We start from the raw sequence: 19,548 nt of genomic DNA, 5'->3' as shown, positions 1-19,548 counted from the left end.
TTCACCCGCCCAGGCAATTCACCTCTAACTCTCCTGCGCCCGATACGCCCCCGGCGTCAATCCAGTCCACTTCTTGAACGCCCGATGAAACGCCGACGGTTCGGAAAACCCCAGCTGTTCGGCAATCTCCTGCAATGACAAATCCGCCCGCCCCAAATGGTAGATGGCGATGTCCCGCCGCAACTCATCCTTGAGCGCCTGAAAGCTGGTGCCTTCTTCACGCAAATGCCGGCGCAGGGTTTGTGGGCTGATGTGCAGGTGCTGCGCGACGGCTTCCAGGTCCGGCCAGGGCGTGCGGTCGCGGCTCAGCAAGCGGCGCAGTTGGCTGCTCAGGCTGTCGCCTTCATCCGGCCGCGACAGCAGGTCGGCGGGCGAGCGCTCAAGAAAGTGCTTGAGGGTGCGTTCGTCCTGCAATAGCGGCAGGCTCAGGTAGCGCGCCGGAAACACCAGGCTGCTGTGCGGCGCGCCGAACACCTGAGGGCAGGGGAAGAGCAGGTCATATTCGCCAGCATGCGCCGGCATCGGGTAGCTGAAAGTGGCCTGGTGCAGCCGAATACGCTGGCCGATCAGCCAGCTGCCCAGGCGATGCCAGATCACCAGCAGGCATTCGCTGAGGAAATGATCCGGGTCCCACAGCTGCGAATCGTCCAGGCTCAGGCGGGCCATGTCGCCTTCTCTTGTCAGCTGCCAGCGCGGACCCTGTGGGAATAGGCTATAAAATAATAAGCCGCGTTCCAGAGCCTTCTCCAGGGTGCGGCAGTGAATCAGCGCGTGGCACATCATGGCGAAGGTGCCGCGTTTGCTTGGGCCTTCGGCAAACCCCAGGTATTCGTCGTCCAGCGCCAGCCAGAGCATTTGCAACAGCCGGGTAAATTGCTCGGGGGCGATGCGGGCGCGTGGCTCGGTCAACAGTTCCGGGGTGATACCGGCCTGCAACAGCAGGGGCGAGTAATCGTAGCCCGCCCGACGCGCCCCGCCGAGGGCGGCCCGCGCGTAGTGACTGGCGATGGTACGTTCACGCATGTGAGGGCCTCGTCCATGGAGTGGCGGATGGTAGCCACCCGAGGGCGGGGCGACAAGGCGGATATCCGCCAAATTGTAGGACGAGATCAGAGAGCGTGGCGGGTTTCCGCCAGCTTCTTGGTAGCCCTGACGGGGGCATTCAACCCCTCAGCCCTGATGTCTAAAGGCCTTCAGGGTTTTTAAGCAAAGTGGCACGGCGTTTGCGATAAAGATCACAGCGCAGGAATGTTCTTACAGACCTCGCAAACAACAAATCCCTCCAGTGCAGGAGGGTTCGCAATTCAAGTGTCGTGGGCAATGGCGGATCTTTGCCACACGGTGCGATTGAGGAACTTTGCAATGACGACTCGTCAGCCAATCTACAAATCCCTGTATTTCCAGGTGATCGTTGCAATCGTTATCGGTATTTTGCTCGGTCACTTCTACCCGCAGACCGGCGTGGCCCTCAAGCCACTGGGTGACGGGTTCATCAAACTGATCAAAATGGTCATCGCCCCGATCATCTTCTGCACCGTTGTCAGCGGCATCGCTGGCATGCAAAGCATGAAATCGGTCGGCAAAACCGGCGGCTACGCGCTGCTGTACTTCGAAGTTGTTTCCACCATCGCCCTGCTGATCGGCCTGGTCGTGGTCAACGTTGTGCAACCGGGCGCCGGCATGCACATCGACGTGGCTACCCTGGATGCCTCCAAAGTCGCTGCCTACGTGACTGCCGGTGCAGACCAGAGCGTGGTTGGCTTCATCCTCAACGTGATCCCGAACACCATCGTCGGCGCCTTCGCCAACGGTGACATCCTGCAAGTGCTGATGTTCTCGGTGATCTTCGGTTTCGCCCTGCACCGCCTGGGCGCCTATGGCAAGCCGGTCCTGGACTTCATCGATCGCTTCGCTCACGTGATGTTCAACATCATCAACATGATCATGAAGCTCGCGCCAATCGGTGCCCTGGGCGCCATGGCGTTCACCATCGGCGCCTACGGTGTAGGTTCCCTGGTGCAGCTCGGCCAGTTGATGATCTGCTTCTACATCACCTGCATCCTGTTCGTGGTCGTGGTGCTGGGCGCTATCTGCCGCGCACACGGTTTCAGCGTGTTGAAGCTGGTTCGCTACATCCGTGAAGAGCTGCTGATCGTTCTGGGTACTTCCTCCTCCGAATCCGCACTGCCACGCATGCTGATCAAGATGGAGCGTCTGGGCGCGAAGAAATCCGTAGTAGGCCTGGTGATCCCGACCGGCTACTCGTTCAACCTCGACGGTACTTCGATCTACCTGACCATGGCTGCCGTGTTCATCGCCCAGGCGACTGACACCCACATGGACATCACTCACCAGATCACCCTGCTGCTGGTGCTGCTGCTGTCCTCCAAAGGCGCTGCTGGCGTGACTGGTTCGGGCTTCATCGTACTGGCTGCTACCCTGTCGGCTGTCGGCCACCTGCCGGTTGCTGGCCTGGCGCTGATCCTGGGTATCGACCGCTTCATGTCTGAAGCCCGCGCACTGACCAACCTGGTGGGTAACGCCGTTGCCACCATCGTTGTGGCCAAGTGGGTCAAGGAACTGGACACTGACAAGCTGCACAGCGAGTTGGCATCCGGCGGTACTGGCATCTCCGACACCCGTCCGCAAGATGACCTGGGTGTGGCCGAAGGCCCTGCTCCTGCTGCTGTGAAGTAAGGGGCTGATGGCGTGAACTGACGCCGAAGTTACCCACAAACGCCCCGACTTGTTCGGGGCGTTTGCGTTTCTGCTGGGTCACTTTTTGCATGTTTTGATTTACATTCAGTGAGTAGTTCATCACGTTGCGATGAAGCCCGTCTCTACAAGGCGGCTGTTGGTTACGCTGATGAAACTCGCACCGTGCTGCCCGCTCTAAAACCCCTTAACCCGCCGCATGTTTGCGCAGTAATTGCTTGCAGGAGTCTTGATGGACAGTGTGGATCTGAATGTCTTGCGCAGCGTGCTCGACTGGCGCCGTGCCGGGCACCGCGTGGTGCTCTACAGCGTGGTCCAGACCTGGGGCAGCGCGCCGCGTCCGCCGGGGGCGATGTTGGCCTTGCGTGGCGATGGCGTGGTGATTGGGTCAGTGTCCGGTGGCTGCATCGAGGATGACTTGATCGCGCGCTTGCAGGATGGCCGCTTGCCTGAGGATGGGCCGCCGGTGCAGTTAGTGACCTATGGCGTTACCCGCGATGAGGCGGCGCGTTTTGGCTTGCCTTGCGGTGGCACTCTGCGCCTTACAGAGGAGCGGGTGGACGACTGGGGTTGGGTCGCGCAATTGCTGGAGCGTTGCGAAGCGCATGAAATCGTCGCCCGAGAGCTGGACCTGGTCACGGGCCGCGTGAGCTTGGTCGGTGCGAGCAAAACCGATGTCGTGACCTTCGACGGCGAACGCCTGCGGGCCATTTACGGGCCGCGTTGGCGACTACTGTTGATCGGCGCCGGGCAGCTGTCGCGCTACGTGGCTGAGATGGCGCGGCTGTTGGATTTCGAGGTGCTGATCTGTGACCCGCGCGAAGAGTTCGTCTATGGCTGGGAAGAGCAACACGGCCGCTTTGTGCCGGGCATGCCGGATGAGGCGGTCTTGAATATCCAGACGGATGAGCGCACGGCCATCGTCTGCCTGACCCACGACCCACGCCTGGATGACATGGCGCTGCTGACGGCGTTGAATTCCACCGCGTTCTACATCGGTGCCCTCGGTTCGCGGGTCAATACGCAAAAGCGCCGGGAAAACCTGACGGCGCTGGGTTTGTCGGCGGAGGCGATTGCACGTTTGCATGGGCCGATTGGTTTGCACATCGGCAGCCATACTCCGTCCGAGATTGCGTTGTCGTTGATGGCGGAAATCGTCGCCATCAAGAATGGCGTGGCACCGACGCAGAAAAAGCCGCTGCCGGTAGTGGCTGAATGACCGTTACCGCGATTGTGCTGGCGGCCGGGCAGGGCAGTCGTTTTCGTGCCGAAGCGGGGGCTGATAAGGATAAGTTGTTGGCCGACTGCGTAGGCTTGGATGGTGTGACGCGACCGGTGATCGAGCAGGTGCTATTGAATTTGCCTGAGCGTGTTGTAACGCGCTGGTTGGTGACCTCGCCGGACCGGCCCGAAGTGATTCGCCTGGCGCGGGCCTACGGTTGTGAGGTGTTGCTGCTGCACTCAGTTGGGATGGGCGATAGCATTGCGGCGGCGGTCGCAGCCAGTGGTGAGTCTGATGGCTGGTTGGTGGTGTTGGGGGATATGCCGTTTATCCAATCTTCTAGTATCGAAAGGGTGGTTGATGCGCTGGCAGCAGATGGCATCCGTGTGCCGGTGCTGGCGGGTGAATACGGGCATCCAGTGGCGTTTGGCCGGGCGCTTGGGCCATCCTTGATGGCGCTGAACGGGGATCGCGGCGCCAAGCCGTTATTTGCCTGTGCGACGGTGAGTGAGGTCCAGGTTAGCGATCCTGGCGTGCTTTGGGATGTGGACCTACCGCAGATGCTAAGTTTCCACGTGGACTGAATGTAGGAGCTGGCTTGTTGTGGCGAGCGCGCTTGCCCTAATGCCGTTCAGTTAAGCGCAGATCCCCTGTGGGAGCGGCGGTGCGACGATTCGACTTGCCCGCGAAAGCGGTGGGTCAGTCAACATCAATGTTTGCTGGGCCGACGTCATCGCGGGCAAGCCCGCTCCCACAGTTGAGTGCATTTCAAATCAATATAGCGGTGTGTTCAGCTCCATAAAAAAGCCCCGCCTGATCACTCAGGCGGGGCTTTTTAGTGGCTGATGGAATCAGACGAGGGGTTTAGGCTCGTGTTCTGCTTCCAAAGCCTTTGGGGCGTGCTCAACCACTGTTTCAGCAACCGGGGCTGGTGCCTCGATTACTTCGACAGCGGCCGGTGCTGCTGCGGCAGCTGCAGCGGCTGCCTCAGCTTCCTTGCGACGGCGACGCACTTCACGTGGGTCGTTCGGCGCGCGGCCGTTTTCGGTCAGGGCGCTGGCAGGTGCTGCTTCGACCACCGGGGCGGCGACTTCGGCAACCACTGGCGCTTCAACCACTGGCGCAGGCTCGGCAACCACAACCGGAGCGGCTTCAACCACTTCGGCAACCGGTGTAGGCGCTTCTTCTACCACGGGGGCAGAGGCTGGCGCTTCAACTGCAGCGGCTGGTTCGGCAGTCCACTGGAAGGCGGTCTGTTCTTCGCGAACTTCACGCACTGCCGGGGCGGCTTCTTCAACAACCGGCGCTTCAACCACGGGCTGAGGCTCAACCACCGGTGCAGGCTCGACAGCAGCCACTTCCACTTCTGGTTGGGTTTCGCGAACCGGTGCAACTTCCACTTCCGTAACCACTGGGGCTTCGATTGGGGTAGTTGCTTCAACAACCGGCGCTTCTACCAATGGGGTTTCAGCCACCGGTGCTTCTGGGGCTTCTACCGCAACAGTTTCTTCAACGGCAGCTGTGGCGCGTTCAGCTTGCTCGTGCGCCTGGGCTTCAGCCGGTGCGCTGATGACCGAGCTGGCAACGGCAGCCGTTACCGCCAGGCCGGCAGCCAATTCGGCGCCAGTTGGTTCGGTGGTGGCGGCTTCTGCGTTTTCGCCGGTCTCTTCCGAGCCTTCGATCACGTTACCGTTGGCATCACGTTGACGCTCGCGACGGTTGCTGCGACGACGCTGGCCACGGGAGCGGCGGCGTGGACGATCGCCTTCGGCGTTGTCCTGACCATCTTCCTGCAGTTGCTCTTCGCCGGTCAGCACTTCGTCTTCTTCGCTGGCAGCAGCTGCTTGCTCGGCGCGTGGTTGACGCTCTTCACGCGGTGGGCGCGGTTGGCGCTCTTCACGTGGGGCGCGTTCTTCACGCGGCTGGCGAGCCGGGCGTTCTTCACTGGCAGCTTCGCCAGCTACGGCAGGCGCTGCGTCCAGTGGCTCGCGCAGTTCACGTACACGTTCTTCACGCTCGCCACGTGGCTTGCGGTCTTCACGGGGTGCGCGTGGGGTGCGTGGTGCGCGCTCTTCACGCGGTGCACGTTCTTCGCGGGCTACGGTTGGGGTTTCTTCACGGGCTTCGCGAGGTGCGCGTTCTTCACGTGGTGCACGCTCTTCACGTGGTGCGCGTTCTTCACGCGGAGCACGTTCTTCGCGCGGCTTGCGCTCTTCGTCACGGCGACCGTTGCGGTTACGGCTTTGCTGACGGCCGTTGCGACGCTCTTCGTTGCGCGCCGGGCGCTCGGTGGCTGGTTTTTCAACCACAACCGGAGCCGCGGGCTCTTCTTTAGTTGCGAACAGGCTAACCAGAGACTTCACCAGGCCTTTGAACAGGCTTGGCTCAGGCAGGGCGGCCGGCGCGGCAACTTCAGCAGGCACCGGTGCGTTGGCGCGAGCTGGAGCCGTCTTCACCGCGGCTTCCTGGCGAACCAGAGTGCGGGTCGCGGCGGCTGGCTGGACTTCTTCGACTTCGGCAGCGGCAGCCGCGATTTCGTAGCTGGACTGGCCGCTGTGAGCTTCCGGGCTGTCATCACGCAGGCGCTGCACTTCGAAGTGCGGCGTCTCGAGGTGATCGTTCGGCAGGATGACGATACGGGCACGGGTGCGCAGTTCGATCTTGGTGATCGAGTTGCGTTTTTCGTTAAGCAGGAAGGCTGCAACCGGGATCGGCACTTGCGCGCGGACTTCGGCAGTGCGGTCTTTCAGGGCTTCTTCTTCGATCAGGCGCAGGATCGCCAGGGACAGCGATTCAACGTCACGGATGATGCCGGTGCCGTTGCAACGCGGGCAGACGATGCCGCTGCTCTCGCCCAAGGATGGGCGCAGGCGCTGACGGGACATTTCCAGCAGGCCGAAGCGCGAGATGCGGCCAACCTGTACGCGGGCACGGTCAGCTTCCAGGCATTCGCGGACTTTCTCTTCCACGGCGCGCTGGTTCTTGGCCGGGGTCATGTCGATGAAGTCGATCACGATCAGGCCGCCGATGTCACGCAGGCGCAGCTGGCGGGCGATTTCTTCAGCCGCTTCCAGGTTGGTCTGCAGGGCGGTTTCTTCGATGTCGCTGCCTTTGGTCGCACGCGCCGAGTTGATGTCGATGGACACCAGGGCTTCGGTCGGGTCGATCACAATGGAGCCGCCGGAAGGCAGTTCGACCACGCGCTGGAAGGCGGTCTCGATCTGGCTTTCGATCTGGAAACGGTTGAACAGCGGAACGCTGTCTTCGTACAGCTTGATCTTGCTGGCGTACTGCGGCATCACCTGGCGGATGAAGGTCAGCGCTTCGTCCTGGGCTTCAACGCTGTCGATCAGCACTTCGCCGATGTCCTGGCGCAGGTAATCGCGGATGGCGCGGATGATCACGTTGCTTTCCTGGTAGATCAGGAACGGCGCGGAACGATCCAGGGACGCTTCTTTAATAGCGGTCCACAGTTGCAGCAGGTAGTCGAGGTCCCACTGCATTTCTTCGCTGCTGCGGCCAAGGCCGGCAGTGCGAACGATCAGGCCCATGTCGGCTGGTGCGATCAAGCCGTTCAGCGCTTCACGCAGTTCGTTGCGCTCTTCGCCTTCGATGCGACGGGAGATGCCGCCGGCACGCGGGTTGTTCGGCATCAGGACCAGATAACGGCCAGCCAGGCTGATGAAGGTGGTCAGGGCGGCGCCCTTGTTGCCACGTTCTTCTTTTTCGACCTGAACGATAACTTCCTGGCCTTCGCTCAGGACGTCTTTGATGTTCACGCGGCCTTCAGGGGCTTTCTTGAAGTATTCGCGGGAGATTTCTTTGAGGGGCAGGAAGCCGTGGCGCTCGGAGCCGAAATCGACAAAGGCAGCCTCAAGGCTCGGTTCGATGCGAGTAATACGGCCTTTATAGATGTTGGCCTTCTTTTGCTCGCGTGCACCGGATTCGATGTCCAGGTCGTAGAGGCGTTGGCCATCTACCAGTGCAACACGCAACTCTTCGGGTTGAGTTGCGTTAATCAGCATTCTTTTCATGTTGTACCGTCGGTTTCCGGGCTGCCGGAAACGGCGTTCGGCACACACGACTTCTCACGGTCGGTGTCAGGTGCGTCAAGAGTGGTTGGCCACTCCAGTGTCCAGCAATAACGAGCCAATTGGGCCGGTATCGCGACGGACGCGTCCTGCTTGTTAGCGGTGGTGACAAAGGCACCACTTCAACAAAAGCTAAGGTCAGGAGGAGGAATCAACCGGCGACTGTGGACGAGATGAAGCGTCTAAATATAAGCCTAGTGCTACACGGTCCGACGGTTGTGCATCTCCACCCTACACGTATCCCTGATAATTCGGGTGCTGCCGCGCGCAGAATCCGCAGCGGGTTGGCATTTACCGTGTTCTCCAATGGGGAGTCCACGCTCATGGCTAAACAAGACTAGGTGTGGGCGACTGCGCTCTCACTCAGCTCTTAACAGGCGTTGTTTCCGAAGCATTCGCCATGGTCTGGCTCAAGACTGACTGCACTTTGTGAACTGGCCGTAAATATCGGCGCAGAACGCGAGTATTCACTCTGCTTTCTGCACTCGCTTCAGGCCTCATGTCACCTGCGCTTGTTACAATCTCGAGCCTTTCACGATGGCGAAAGCCCCGTAGGACGGCCTCGCGTCCTGATGAATTGCGATGGTCAGGGCCGGCAGTTTGCCGCAAGTCCTCTGTCCAGGCCGCTTTTGGCGGCGTTCGCGACTATAGCAGCAATGATTAAGTGCTTCAATTCCATAAAAAATTGTTATCATCGCCGCCATGACGACTACCGCCCCCCAGACCCCCAGCGTCCAGCTGCTCGAGGTCTCGCCGGAATATGCCGGCCAACGCATCGACAATTTTCTCCTGGCCAGGCTCAAAGGCGTGCCCAAGACCCTGATTTACCGCATCTTGCGTAAAGGCGAAGTGCGCGTGAACAAGGGCCGGATCAAGCCCGAGTACAAGCTGCAGGCGGGCGATATCGTTCGCGTGCCGCCGGTGCGCGTGCCTGAGCGTGACGAGCCCGTGCCGCTGGCCCAAGGCCTGTTGCAGCGCCTTGAAGCCTCGATTGTCTTTGAAGACAACAAGCTGATCGTGATCAACAAGCCGTGCGGCATTGCCGTTCACGGCGGCAGCGGCCTGACGTTCGGCGTGATCGAAGCCTTCCGCCAGTTGCGCCCGGATGCCAAGGAACTGGAGTTGGTCCACCGCCTGGACCGCGACACTTCCGGCCTGCTGATGATCGCCAAGAAGCGCAGCATGTTGCGTCACCTGCACACCGCCCTGCGTGGCGATGGTGTGGACAAACGCTACATGGCGCTGGTGCGTGGCAACTGGGCCAGTTCGATCAAGAGCGTTCGCGCGCCGTTGCAGAAGAGCAACCTGCGCTCCGGCGAACGCATGGTCGAAGTGGACGAGGAGGGCAAAGAAGCCCTGACCCTGTTCAAGGTGCTGCGCCGCTTCGGCGATTTCGCCACCCTGGTCGAGGCCAAGCCGGTGACCGGCCGCACCCACCAGATTCGCGTGCACACCTTGCACGCAGGCCACTGCATTGCTGGCGATACCAAATACGGTGACGAGGATTTCTCCAAGGAAATCCGCGACCTGGGCGGCAAGCGCCTGTTCCTGCATGCCTACATGCTGACGGTTCCACTGCCGGATGGCGGTGAGTTGAAACTGCAGGCGCCGGTCGATGAGATGTGGGCCAAGACCGTGGAGCGATTGAGTGTCGCACCTTGATTACAAGCTGCTGATCTTCGACTGGGACGGCACCCTGTGTGATTCCATTGGTCGGATCGTTGAATCAATGCATGTCGCCTCGACCCGGTCGGGCTTCGCGTTGTGCACTGATCTGGCGGTGAAAGGCATTATCGGCCTGGGCTTGCCTGAGGCGATACGTACCTTGTACCCCCAGATCAGCGACGCTGAACTGGTGACCTTTCGTGACCATTACGCTGACCACTACATTGCGCTGGAGGCCACGCCTTCGCCGTTATTCGACGGTGTAGTGCAGTCGCTGGAAGCGTTCCGCGCCGAGGGTTATCACCTGGCCGTGGCCACCGGTAAGGCCCGTCGCGGGCTGGACCGGGTGCTGAAGGCTCACGGTTATGAAGATTATTTCGACATCACCCGTGCAGCGGATGAAACCGCCAGCAAACCCCATCCTCTGATGCTGGAGCAGATCCTGGCGCACTGCGGCGTAGCGCCGCGCCAGGCCTTGATGGTGGGCGACGCCTCCTTTGACCTGATGATGGCGCGCAATGCCGGCATGGACAGTGTCGCGGTCAGCTACGGCGCCCAGGCTGCCGAGGCCTTGCAGCAGTACGAGCCGAGGCTGACGATTGATCATTTTTCTGAACTGCAGGCCTGGCTAAGCCGGGCCCAATAAGTCTTTGCTGGGGTTAATGGCATGAGTGACGAGTGGAAAGCGCCCGAAAAGGCCGAGAGCGGTGATGACAAAAGCTGGAAGCTGCTGGAGAAGACTCTCCTGGCCGGCGTCCAGGAGCAGCGTCGTTCGCGGCGTTGGGGGATTTTCTTCAAGCTGCTGACCTTTGTTTACCTGCTCGGCATGCTGGCGCTGTTCAGCCCGCTGATGGACATGGAAAAAAGCGCCACCCGTGGCAGCAACTACACCGCCTTGATCGAAGTGCGCGGGGTGATTGCCGACAAGGAGTCCGCCAGTGCCGACAATATCGTCAGCAGCCTGCGCGCCGCGTTTGAAGACCCCAAGGTCAAAGGCGTTATTCTGCGTATCAACAGCCCGGGTGGCAGCCCTGTGCAGTCGGGCTATGTGTATGACGAGATTCGCCGTCTGCGCGCATTGCATCCGGATACCAAGCTTTACGCGGTGATTTCCGACCTCGGCGCCTCAGGTGCCTATTACATCGCCAGCGCCGCTGACCAGATTTATGCCGATAAGGCCAGCCTGGTCGGCTCCATCGGTGTGACGGCGGCCGGTTACGGCTTTGTCGGCACCATGGAGAAGCTCGGTGTGGAGCGTCGCACCTACACCTCGGGCGAGCACAAGTCCTTCCTCGACCCGTTCCAGCCGCAAAAGGCTGATGAAACCCAGTTTTGGCAGGGCGTACTCGATACCACCCATCGTCAGTTCATCGCCAGCGTGAAGCAGGGGCGCGGCGATCGTCTGAAGGACAAAGACCATCCGGAGTTGTTCTCCGGTCTGGTGTGGTCGGGCGAGCAGGCGTTGCCGCTGGGTTTGATTGATGGCCTGGGCAGTGCCAGTTCGGTGGCGCGGGATGTGATTGGCGAGAAAGAATTGGTGGATTTCTCGGTTGAGGAGTCGCCGTTTGATCGCTTCTCCAAGAAGCTTGGCGCCAGCGTGGCGGAGAAATTGGCCCTGTACATGGGCTTCCAGGGCCCGACCTTGCGCTGAGATCCAGCAGGCGAAGAGTTTCAAGTGTGGGAGCGGGCTTGCCCGCGATAGCGGTTTGTCAGTTGGCATTTATAGCGGCTGGCCTACCGCTATCGCAGGTAAGCCAGCTCCCACATTTGGTTTTGTGGTGGGTTTAAGGGATCTGCACGCCTTCAGCCAGCAACATATCCACTAGGTGAATCAGTGGTAAGCCTATGAGGCTGGTGGCATCCGGCCCTTCAGTGCTCTGAAACAGGCTCACGCCCAGCCCTTCAGCCTTGAAGCTGCCGGCACAGTCATAAGGCTGCTCGGCGCGCAGGTAGCGCTCAATGCGCTCCACGTCCAATACGCGCATGTGTACGGTAAACGGCACGCAGTCGACCTGGCAGTGCCCGGTCTCGCTGTTAAGCAGTGCCAGGCCGGTGAGGAAGGTCACGCGCTTGCCGCTGGCTGCCAACAATTGTTCGCGGGCATTTTCGAAGGTGTGGGGCTTGCCGATGATCCGACCGTCGAGCGCGGCCACCTGGTCCGAGCCAATAATCAGATGCCTTGGATGGCTATGGGCAAGGGCGCGGGCTTTCTCTTCGGCCAGGCGTTTGACCAGCTCGATGGCGGACTCATTTTCGCGGTGGCTTTCGTCGATGTCCGGCGAGCTGCAGATGAACGGCAGGTGCAGGCGGCTCAGCAATTCCCGGCGGTAAACCGAGCTGGATGCGAGTAATAAAGGCAGCATGGGCGTCTCCTTAAGGCAGTTGGAGATTCTAGCGAGGCGACCCGCTGACGCACAGGGCTGAATTTCCTTTGACATGGCTGGGTGCATCCCTATAATGCTGCGCCTATGTTGAATGACCCGATTCCACCTCACGTTGACCCGCGCAAATTGGCAGATCGTGGCACTTCCCTTCAAGGTGAATTGCTGCTGGCCGATTTGGAGAGACTCTGCGACCCGCTTTCCGACACTGTCGGTACGGTGCAGGCCAAATTCGTTTTTGAACGAGATGAACGTAAGTCTGTGGTAATCCACAGTTTTATCGACACCGAAGTCAAAATGGTTTGCCAGCGTTGTCTTGAGCTGGTCACCCTGCCGATTCACAGTGAATGCAGTTACGCTGTGGTGAAGGAGGGTGCGAATACCCAGTCGTTGCCGAAAGGTTATGACGTGCTGGAACTGGGCGAAGATCCTTTGGATCTGCATGCACTGATCGAGGAAGAGCTTCTGCTCGCCTTGCCCATTGTGCCTGCTCATCATCCGGAAGAATGCCAGCAGCCGGAGGGTCTCGATGACGAGGCCGAGCCGAGCGAGGACGAGGTAACGCGGTCCAACCCGTTCAGTGTATTGGCGCAGTTAAAGCGTGACCCAAACGTTTAGGAGTTAATCAATTATGGCTGTTCAGCAGAACAAAAAATCCCGCTCTGCCCGTGACATGCGTCGTTCGCACGACGCCCTGACGGCGAGCACTCTGTCTGTAGAAAAAACCACTGGTGAAATTCACCTGCGTCACCACGTATCGCCAGAAGGCGTATACCGTGGCCGTAAAGTGATCGACAAGGGCGCTGACGAGTAATCACTTGTCTGCTCAAGTCATCGCGATTGACGCAATGGGCGGGGACTTCGGTCCCCGCAGCATTGTTCAGGCTTGCATTGCCAGCCTGGCTGCTACGCCCTCGCTGCACCTGACCCTCGTCGGTCAACTCTCCCTTCTTGAAGAACTGATTGCCAGCTATCCGGCGGTGGATCGCGCGCGCCTGACGATTACGCCGGCCAGCGAAACCATCAGTATGGACGACAAGCCGGCGACAGCCCTGCGTGGCAAGCCTGACTCTTCAATGCGGGTGGCCCTTGAGTTGCTGCGTGATGGCAAGGTGCAAGCCTGTGTCAGTGCGGGCAATACCGGGGCGTTGATGGCGTTGTCGCGGCATGTGCTCAAGACGTTGCCCGGTATTGATCGGCCGGCGATGGTCGCGGCGATTCCTACGCAGAAAGGCTACTGCCAACTGCTGGACCTGGGCGCGAACGTCGATTGCAGTGCCGAGCATTTGTTTCAGTTCGCCGTGATGGGCTCGGTGGCTGCCGAGGCGCTGGGCGTGAACCGACCGCGGGTGGCGTTGCTGAATATCGGCACTGAGGACATTAAGGGCAACCAGCAGGTCAAGCTCGCCGCCACCTTGTTGCAAGGTGCGCGGGGCTTGAACTACATCGGCTTTGTCGAAGGTGACGGCTTGTACCGGGGCGAAGCCGATGTGGTGGTGTGCGACGGGTTTGTCGGCAATATCCTGCTCAAGTCCAGCGAAGGCCTGGCGACCATGATTGCCACGCGTATCGAGGCCTTGTTCAAGCAGAACCTGGCCTCACGCCTGGTCGGCGCCCTGGCGCTGCCGTTGATGCGTCGCTTGCAGGCTGACCTGGCGCCGGCGCGGCACAACGGTGCGAGCTTTCTGGGGTTGCAGGGCATTGTCGTTAAGAGCCACGGTTCGGCGGGCGTGCAAGGCTTTCAAAGTGCGATTGCGCGGGCGTTGATCGAGATCCAGGAAAACCTGCCGCAACGCTTGCACGGCCGTCTTGAGGACTTGTTGCCTTAGGCGAATCGGCCCGGGAGTGCTTAAATGTGACCGGCCAGTTCAATTGACCATCCAATCTGTCAGTTTCGTACGCTCCCAACCTTGGATTCATCTCAAAATCGGGAGTGCGCATTTTTGACGACCAGATCATTAGGGGCTTGTTACATGTCTACATCCCTCGCATTCGTCTTTCCAGGGCAGGGTTCGCAGTCCCTCGGCATGTTGGCCGAGTTGGGCGCGCAACATCCGCTGATCCTGGAAACTTTCAAGGAAGCTTCCGATGCCCTGGGTTACGACCTATGGGCGCTGACCCAGCAGGGGCCGGAAGAGCAACTCAATCAAACCGATAAAACTCAGCCGGCCATCCTGACCGCTTCGATCGCCCTGTGGCGCTTGTGGCTGGCCGAAGGCGGCGCGCGCCCGGCTTACGTGGCCGGTCACAGCTTGGGCGAATACAGCGCCCTGGTGGCCGCAGGCAGCCTGACCTTGGGTGAAGCGGTCAAGCTGGTCGAGCGTCGTGGCCAACTGATGCAGGAAGCCGTGCCGGCCGGGCAGGGCGGCATGGCCGCTATCTTGGGCCTGGACGATGCTGTGGTGATCGAAGCCTGCGCCGAAGCGGCCCAAGGCGAAGTGGTCAGCGCGGTGAATTTCAACTCCCCTGGCCAGGTGGTGATCGCCGGTGCCAAGGCGGCGGTTGAACGTGCCATCGAAGGCTGCAAGGCCCGTGGCGCCAAGCGCGCCCTGCCATTGCCGGTCAGCGTGCCGTCCCACTGCGAGCTGATGCGCCCGGCCGCTGAGCGTTTTGCCGAGTCCATCGCCGCCATCAACTGGCAGGTGCCGCAGATCCCGCTGGTGCAGAACGTTAGCGCGGCCGTTGCCGCCGACCTCGACACCCTCAAGCGCGACCTGCTCGAGCAACTCTACAAGCCTGTGCGCTGGGTTGAGTCAGTGCAGACCCTGGCCGCCAATGGCGCTACCACGCTTGTCGAGTGTGGCCCGGGCAAAGTCCTGGCTGGCTTGAACAAGCGCTGCGCCGACGGCGTTTCGACTGCCAACCTCAATACCCCGGATGCCTTTGCTGCCGCTCGCGCGGCACTGGCCTGAATCCCTGATCCCCGAACTTAGGAGAAGCCTGCATGAGTCTGCAAGGTAAAGTTGCACTGGTTACCGGCGCCAGCCGTGGCATTGGCCAGGCGATCGCCCTGGAACTGGGCCGTCAGGGCGCCGTTGTTATCGGCACTGCCACGTCCGCCTCGGGTGCCGAGCGTATCGCCGCCACCTTGAAGGAAAACGGCGTTCAGGGCACCGGCCTTGAGCTGAACGTGACCAGCGATGAGTCGGTTGCCGCTGTCCTGGCTGAAATCACTGCACAGTTCGGCGCGCCGGCTATTCTGGTGAACAACGCCGGTATTACCCGCGACAACCTGATGATGCGCATGAAAGACGACGAGTGGTACGACGTGGTCGATACCAACTTGAACAGCCTGTTTCGCCTGTCCAAGGGTGTTTTGCGCGGCATGACCAAGGCGCGTTGGGGTCGAATTATCAATATTGGCTCCGTAGTGGGTGCCATGGGCAACGCAGGCCAAGTAAACTACGCGGCGGCTAAAGCCGGTCTGGAAGGTTTCAGCCGTGCATTGGCCCGTGAAGTCGGCTCGCGGTCGATTACGGTCAACTCGGTGGCCCCAGGGTTCATCGACACTGATATGACCCGCGAACTGCCCGAAGCACAGCGTGAAGCGCTGCTGACGCAGATTCCGCTGGGCCGTCTGGGCCAGGCTCAAGAGATCGCAAATGTGGTCACTTTCCTGGCATCCGACGGTGCGGCATACGTGACTGGGGCTACAATCCCGGTGAACGGCGGGATGTACATGAGTTAAATTGTGACGGATCGCTTCAAAAAAATGTCATACGAGCTGTCTAAAATCCGTTATAAAGCTGCAACTTAATTTATAGGCAGGTGGCGGACCGGGTACAGGGTGAAGCTTTCAGTTGAAAAGCTGAAATGGCTTTCTATACACTTACCCACTGGCCAGCTGCCTGAATTTGTCCATTAGGAGTTAAACAAGGTATGAGCACCATCGAAGAGCGCGTCAAGAAAATCGTTGCCGAGCAACTGGGCGTCAAAGAAGAAGAAGTGACCAACACTGCTTCCTTCGTAGAAGACCTGGGTGCCGATTCCCTTGACACCGTTGAGCTGGTGATGGCTCTGGAAGAGGAATTCGAGACCGAAATCCCGGACGAAGAAGCTGAAAAAATCACTACTGTTCAAGCTGCTATCGACTACGTTACGAACCACCAGGCGTAATAGTTTGTAGTCGTCGCTTGCTGTTAGGGAAAAACCGCACTGCTGTAACGGCGTGCGGTTTTTTCTTTAGCTCTGATGAGACTTTTGGTCTGATGAAGCGTGAGCGCTAGCGAAGTGTCGTCATCAAGAAAAAGGAGAGTGCTGTGTCGCGTAGACGCGTCGTAGTCACCGGTATGGGTATGTTGTCGCCACTGGGTACGGATGTGCCAAGCAGTTGGCAGGGCATTCTGGCTGGCCGCAGTGGTATCGGTCTGATCGAACACACGGACCTTTCTGCCTATTCCACCCGTTTTGGCGGCTCGGTAAAGGGCTTCAATGTCGAGGAATATCTCTCGATCAAAGAGTCCCGCAAACTCGACCTGTTCATTCAATACGGCCTGGCCGCCGGTTTTCAGGCGGTGCGTAATGCCGGCCTGGAAGTCACCGACGCCAACCGTGAGCGCATCGGTGTGGCCATGGGTTCGGGTATTGGCGGTTTGACCAATATCGAAGAAACCAGCCGCACGCTGCACGATTCCGGCCCCCGTCGAATTTCACCGTTCTTCGTCCCGGGCTCGATCATCAATATGATTTCCGGTTTCCTGTCCATCCACCTCGGTGCACAGGGGCCTAACTACGCCATTGCGACGGCGTGCACCACGGGTACGCACTGCATCGGCATGGCAGCACGCAACATCGCCTATGACGAAGCTGACGTGATGATCGCCGGTGGCGCCGAGATGGCCGCCTGCGGCCTGGGCATGGGCGGCTTCGGCGCGTCCCGTGCGCTGTCGACGCGCAACGACGAGCCGACCCGTGCCAGTCGTCCGTGGGACAAGGGCCGTGACGGCTTTGTACTGTCCGACGGCGCCGGTGCGCTGGTACTGGAAGAGTTGGAGCACGCCAAGGCGCGTGGTGCCACGATCTACGCGGAGCTGATCGGCTTTGGCATGAGCGGTGATGCCTACCACATGACCTCGCCACCGTCCGACGGTGCCGGTGCTGCGCGTTGCATCACCAACGCCTTGCGCGATGCGAAGGTCAACGCCGACCAGGTGCAGTACATCAACGCCCACGGCACCTCGACCATGACCGGCGACCTGGCGGAAGCCGAAGCCATCAAGTCGGTGTTCGGTGAGCACGCCTATAAGCTGGCGGTCAGCTCCACCAAGTCCATGACCGGCCACCTGTTGGGTGCGGCGGGCGCGGTCGAGGCAATCTTCAGTGTGATGGCCATCAAGGATCAGGTCGCTCCGCCGACCATCAACCTTGATGAGCCGGACGAAGGCTGCGACCTGAACTTCGTGCCTCACGAAGCGCAGCCGATGCCGATCGACGTGGTGATCTCCAACTCGTTCGGTTTTGGTGGCACCAACGGTTCCCTGGTGTTCCGCCGGTTCACGCAGTGATGCACAGCTGGGTCGACGGTCAGCCAGCGGACAACGTGCCCCTGAAAGATCGCGGCCTGGCGTACGGTGATGGGGTGTTTGAAACCATCGCCGTCAAGGCCGGGCAGCCTGTGCTGCTCGACCGTCACCTGCAACGCCTTGACGAGGGTTGCAGGCGCCTAGCCTTGGTTACGGACCCAAAGCTTGTCCGTAACGAAGTGCTGGCGTATGCCGCCGCCCTTGGCGACGGTGTTCTCAAATTGATCCTCACCCGCGGCGACAGCTTGCGCGGTTATGGCATCAACCCAGGCGCCCCGGTGCGCCGTCTCTTGCAGGGCAATCCGCCCGCTACTTATCCCCCCGCGTATGGAACCGACGGCATCCGCCTGTTTCCGTGCGCCACCCGCTTGGCCGAGCAGCCGTTGCTCGCCGGTCTCAAGCACCTTAATCGCCTGGAACAAGTGATCGCCCGCGCCGAGTGGCAGGACGTTGAGCACGCCGAAGGATTGATGCTGGATATGTCCGGGCGCGTCATCGAGGGCGTGTTCAGCAACCTGTTCCTGGTGCGCAACGGCGTGTTAACGACCGCCGATCTGAATCGTTGCGGGGTCGCCGGAGTCATGCGCGCCGAGATTCTGGCCCAGGCTCAAGCACTTGGCATGCCGCTGGACGTGGCCGACATTAGCCTTGAGCAGTTGCAGCAGGCCGACGAGGTTTTTGTTTGCAACAGCGTCTATGGCATTTGGCCGGTGCGTGGCTGTGCTGCGATGAGCTGGCCGGTTGGGCCGCTCACCCGTAAACTGCAGGCCATTGTTCGCGCGCTATTGGATATTTGAGTTGATACGAAAACTGGTTTTACTGCTGCAGATCGGCCTGGTCTCGGCAGGCTTGCTGCTGGGCTTCTCGGCCTGGAAGCTTGACTCTGCCTTGAAGCAGCCCCTGAATCTGACCCAGGAACAATTGCTCGATGTACCGGCGGGGTCGACCCCGACGGGGACTTTCAATCGCCTCGAAGCCGAAGGCGTGCTCGATGATGCCTTCTGGTTGCGCCTGTACTGGCGTTTCAACCTCGACGGCCAGCCGCTGCACAGCGGCGAATACCGCATGACCCCCGGCCTCACCGCCGAAGGCCTGATCGGCCTGTGGCAGCGCGGCGAAGTGGTGCAATACAGCCTGACGTTGGTGGAGGGCTGGAACTTCCGCCAAGTGCGATCGGCCCTGGCCAAGCATGAAAAGATCGTGCAGACCCTGTCTGGCCTGAGCGACAGCGAAGTGATGGATAAGCTCGGCCACCCTGGCGTGTTCCCCGAAGGGCGGTTCTTTCCTGATACCTACCGCTTCGTGCGCGGCATGACCGACGTCGAATTCCTGAAAAAAGCCTACAACCGCCTGGACGATGTGCTCGCTCAAGAGTGGAGCAAGCGCGCCGCTGATGCGCCCTACACCGACCCTTACCAAGCGCTGATCATGGCTTCCCTGGTCGAGAAAGAGACCGGCGTGCCGCAAGAGCGCGGGCAGATCGCGGGCGTCTTTGTGCGGCGGATGAAGATCGGCATGCTGCTGCAAACCGACCCAACGGTGATCTACGGCTTGGGTGAACGCTACAACGGCAAGCTGACCCGTGCGCACCTCAAGGAAGCCAACCCCTACAACACCTACATGGTTGCCGGCTTGCCGCCGACGCCGATCGCGATGGTCGGCCGCGAGGCGATCCATGCTGCGTTGAACCCGGTGCCGGGCAGCAGCCTGTATTTCGTCGCCCGTGGCGATGGCAGCCATACTTTCTCCGATGACCTGGATGCGCATAATGCCGCCGTGCGTGAGTTTCAGCTCAAGCGCCGCGCCGATTACCGTTCCAGCCCGGCGCCAGTGGTGAAACCACCGGAAGACGCGGCGCCATCTGCCGATGCGCCGGCGCAAGCACCGGGTGAAACGCCCGCCGAGCCTGCGCGGGACACCGCCGCGCCGCAAAGCCCGCAATGACTCTGACT

The 19,548-nt window shown here is 60.4% G+C and carries 18 protein-coding genes; 15 read left to right on the top strand and 3 right to left on the bottom strand.

Going from position 1 to position 19,548, the window contains the following annotated elements; all coding sequences use genetic code 11:
• Nucleotides 1-24: 24 nt before the first annotated feature.
• Nucleotides 25-1,023: an AraC family transcriptional regulator gene (locus K0P33_RS24715; RefSeq protein ID WP_242152089.1), complete on the bottom strand. Its 999-nt coding sequence runs from the start codon at nt 1,021-1,023 to the stop codon at nt 25-27.
• A gap of 339 nt (nt 1,024-1,362) precedes the next feature.
• Here K0P33_RS24715 and K0P33_RS24710 point away from each other — a divergent pair, with 339 nt between their 5' ends.
• The 3 genes from K0P33_RS24710 to K0P33_RS24700 all read left to right on the top strand — a co-directional run bounded on the left by K0P33_RS24710 (nt 1,363) and on the right by K0P33_RS24700 (nt 4,521).
• Nucleotides 1,363-2,697 carry a dicarboxylate/amino acid:cation symporter gene (locus K0P33_RS24710; protein WP_242152085.1) on the top strand — a complete coding sequence of 445 codons (1,335 nt, stop codon included), beginning with the start codon at nt 1,363-1,365 and terminating at the stop codon, nt 2,695-2,697.
• Nucleotides 2,698-2,947: 250 nt separating this feature from the next.
• Nucleotides 2,948-3,934 (top strand): XdhC family protein, encoded by a 987-nt coding sequence (locus tag K0P33_RS24705; RefSeq protein WP_242152082.1) that lies wholly within the window; start codon nt 2,948-2,950, stop codon nt 3,932-3,934.
• Nucleotides 3,931-4,521, top strand: coding sequence for a nucleotidyltransferase family protein (locus K0P33_RS24700; protein WP_242152079.1), 591 nt, complete (start codon nt 3,931-3,933; stop codon nt 4,519-4,521). The genes K0P33_RS24705 and K0P33_RS24700 overlap by 4 nt, the downstream gene beginning before the upstream one ends.
• 267 nt (nt 4,522-4,788) lie before the next feature.
• Here K0P33_RS24700 and rne read toward each other — a convergent pair whose 3' ends face one another.
• Nucleotides 4,789-7,962, bottom strand: coding sequence for a ribonuclease E (gene rne / locus K0P33_RS24695; protein ID WP_242156112.1), 3,174 nt, complete (start codon nt 7,960-7,962; stop codon nt 4,789-4,791).
• 768 nt (nt 7,963-8,730) lie between these two features.
• Between rne and rluC the strand changes: the two genes are divergently transcribed.
• From rluC to K0P33_RS24680, 3 genes are read left to right on the top strand one after another with little or no spacing between them, the layout of a single operon-like run.
• Entirely contained in the window at nt 8,731-9,690 is a 960-nt protein-coding gene (gene rluC / locus K0P33_RS24690) for a 23S rRNA pseudouridine(955/2504/2580) synthase RluC (RefSeq protein WP_032886795.1), read from the top strand.
• Nucleotides 9,677-10,339 carry an HAD-IA family hydrolase gene (locus tag K0P33_RS24685; RefSeq protein WP_094952761.1) on the top strand — a complete coding sequence of 221 codons (663 nt, stop codon included), beginning with the start codon at nt 9,677-9,679 and terminating at the stop codon, nt 10,337-10,339. The genes rluC and K0P33_RS24685 overlap by 14 nt, the downstream gene beginning before the upstream one ends.
• Before the next feature lie 21 nt (nt 10,340-10,360).
• On the top strand, nt 10,361-11,344 hold the full coding sequence (locus tag K0P33_RS24680) for a S49 family peptidase (RefSeq protein WP_094952762.1): 984 nt from the start codon (nt 10,361-10,363) through the stop codon (nt 11,342-11,344).
• Nucleotides 11,345-11,477: 133 nt separating this feature from the next.
• Here K0P33_RS24680 and K0P33_RS24675 read toward each other — a convergent pair whose 3' ends face one another.
• Nucleotides 11,478-12,056: a nucleoside triphosphate pyrophosphatase gene (locus tag K0P33_RS24675; RefSeq protein ID WP_242152075.1), complete on the bottom strand. Its 579-nt coding sequence runs from the start codon at nt 12,054-12,056 to the stop codon at nt 11,478-11,480.
• 105 nt (nt 12,057-12,161) lie between these two features.
• Here K0P33_RS24675 and K0P33_RS24670 point away from each other — a divergent pair, with 105 nt between their 5' ends.
• From K0P33_RS24670 to mltG, 9 genes are all read left to right on the top strand, one after another.
• Nucleotides 12,162-12,692 carry a YceD family protein gene (locus tag K0P33_RS24670; RefSeq protein ID WP_032886799.1) on the top strand — a complete coding sequence of 177 codons (531 nt, stop codon included), beginning with the start codon at nt 12,162-12,164 and terminating at the stop codon, nt 12,690-12,692.
• Nucleotides 12,693-12,705: 13 nt separating this feature from the next.
• Nucleotides 12,706-12,888: a 50S ribosomal protein L32 gene (gene rpmF, locus K0P33_RS24665; RefSeq protein ID WP_008152339.1), complete on the top strand. Its 183-nt coding sequence runs from the start codon at nt 12,706-12,708 to the stop codon at nt 12,886-12,888.
• 4 nt (nt 12,889-12,892) lie between these two features.
• The gene (plsX, locus tag K0P33_RS24660) at nt 12,893-13,903 is read left to right on the top strand and encodes a phosphate acyltransferase PlsX (RefSeq protein ID WP_242152072.1); all 1,011 of its coding nucleotides are present in this window, start codon (nt 12,893-12,895) and stop codon (nt 13,901-13,903) included.
• 144 nt (nt 13,904-14,047) lie between these two features.
• A complete protein-coding gene (gene fabD / locus K0P33_RS24655) occupies nt 14,048-14,986 on the top strand; it encodes an ACP S-malonyltransferase (RefSeq protein WP_094952765.1) in 939 nt (312 codons plus the stop codon).
• A gap of 32 nt (nt 14,987-15,018) precedes the next feature.
• Nucleotides 15,019-15,762, top strand: a complete 744-nt coding sequence (fabG, locus tag K0P33_RS24650; protein ID WP_015885432.1) for a 3-oxoacyl-ACP reductase FabG — start codon at nt 15,019-15,021, stop codon at nt 15,760-15,762.
• A 191-nt stretch (nt 15,763-15,953) separates the two neighbouring features.
• On the top strand, nt 15,954-16,190 hold the full coding sequence (gene acpP, locus K0P33_RS24645; protein WP_094468504.1) for an acyl carrier protein: 237 nt from the start codon (nt 15,954-15,956) through the stop codon (nt 16,188-16,190).
• A gap of 143 nt (nt 16,191-16,333) precedes the next feature.
• Nucleotides 16,334-17,578: a beta-ketoacyl-ACP synthase II gene (fabF, locus tag K0P33_RS24640; protein WP_094952766.1), complete on the top strand. Its 1,245-nt coding sequence runs from the start codon at nt 16,334-16,336 to the stop codon at nt 17,576-17,578.
• Complete coding sequence (gene pabC / locus K0P33_RS24635; protein ID WP_094952767.1) at nt 17,578-18,393, top strand: aminodeoxychorismate lyase; 816 nt, start codon at nt 17,578-17,580, stop codon at nt 18,391-18,393. Before fabF ends, pabC begins: the two co-directional genes overlap by 1 nt.
• Nucleotide 18,394: 1 nt before the next feature.
• Nucleotides 18,395-19,540, top strand: a complete 1,146-nt coding sequence (gene mltG, locus K0P33_RS24630) for an endolytic transglycosylase MltG (RefSeq protein WP_242152070.1) — start codon at nt 18,395-18,397, stop codon at nt 19,538-19,540.
• Nucleotides 19,541-19,548: the final 8 nt, after the last annotated feature.

Source organism: Pseudomonas sp. ArH3a (genome assembly GCF_022648765.1).
GTDB lineage: Bacteria > Pseudomonadota > Gammaproteobacteria > Pseudomonadales > Pseudomonadaceae > Aquipseudomonas.
The sequence above is the reverse complement of the archived record's forward strand: the minus strand, read 5'-3'. Positions and strand labels throughout refer to the sequence as shown.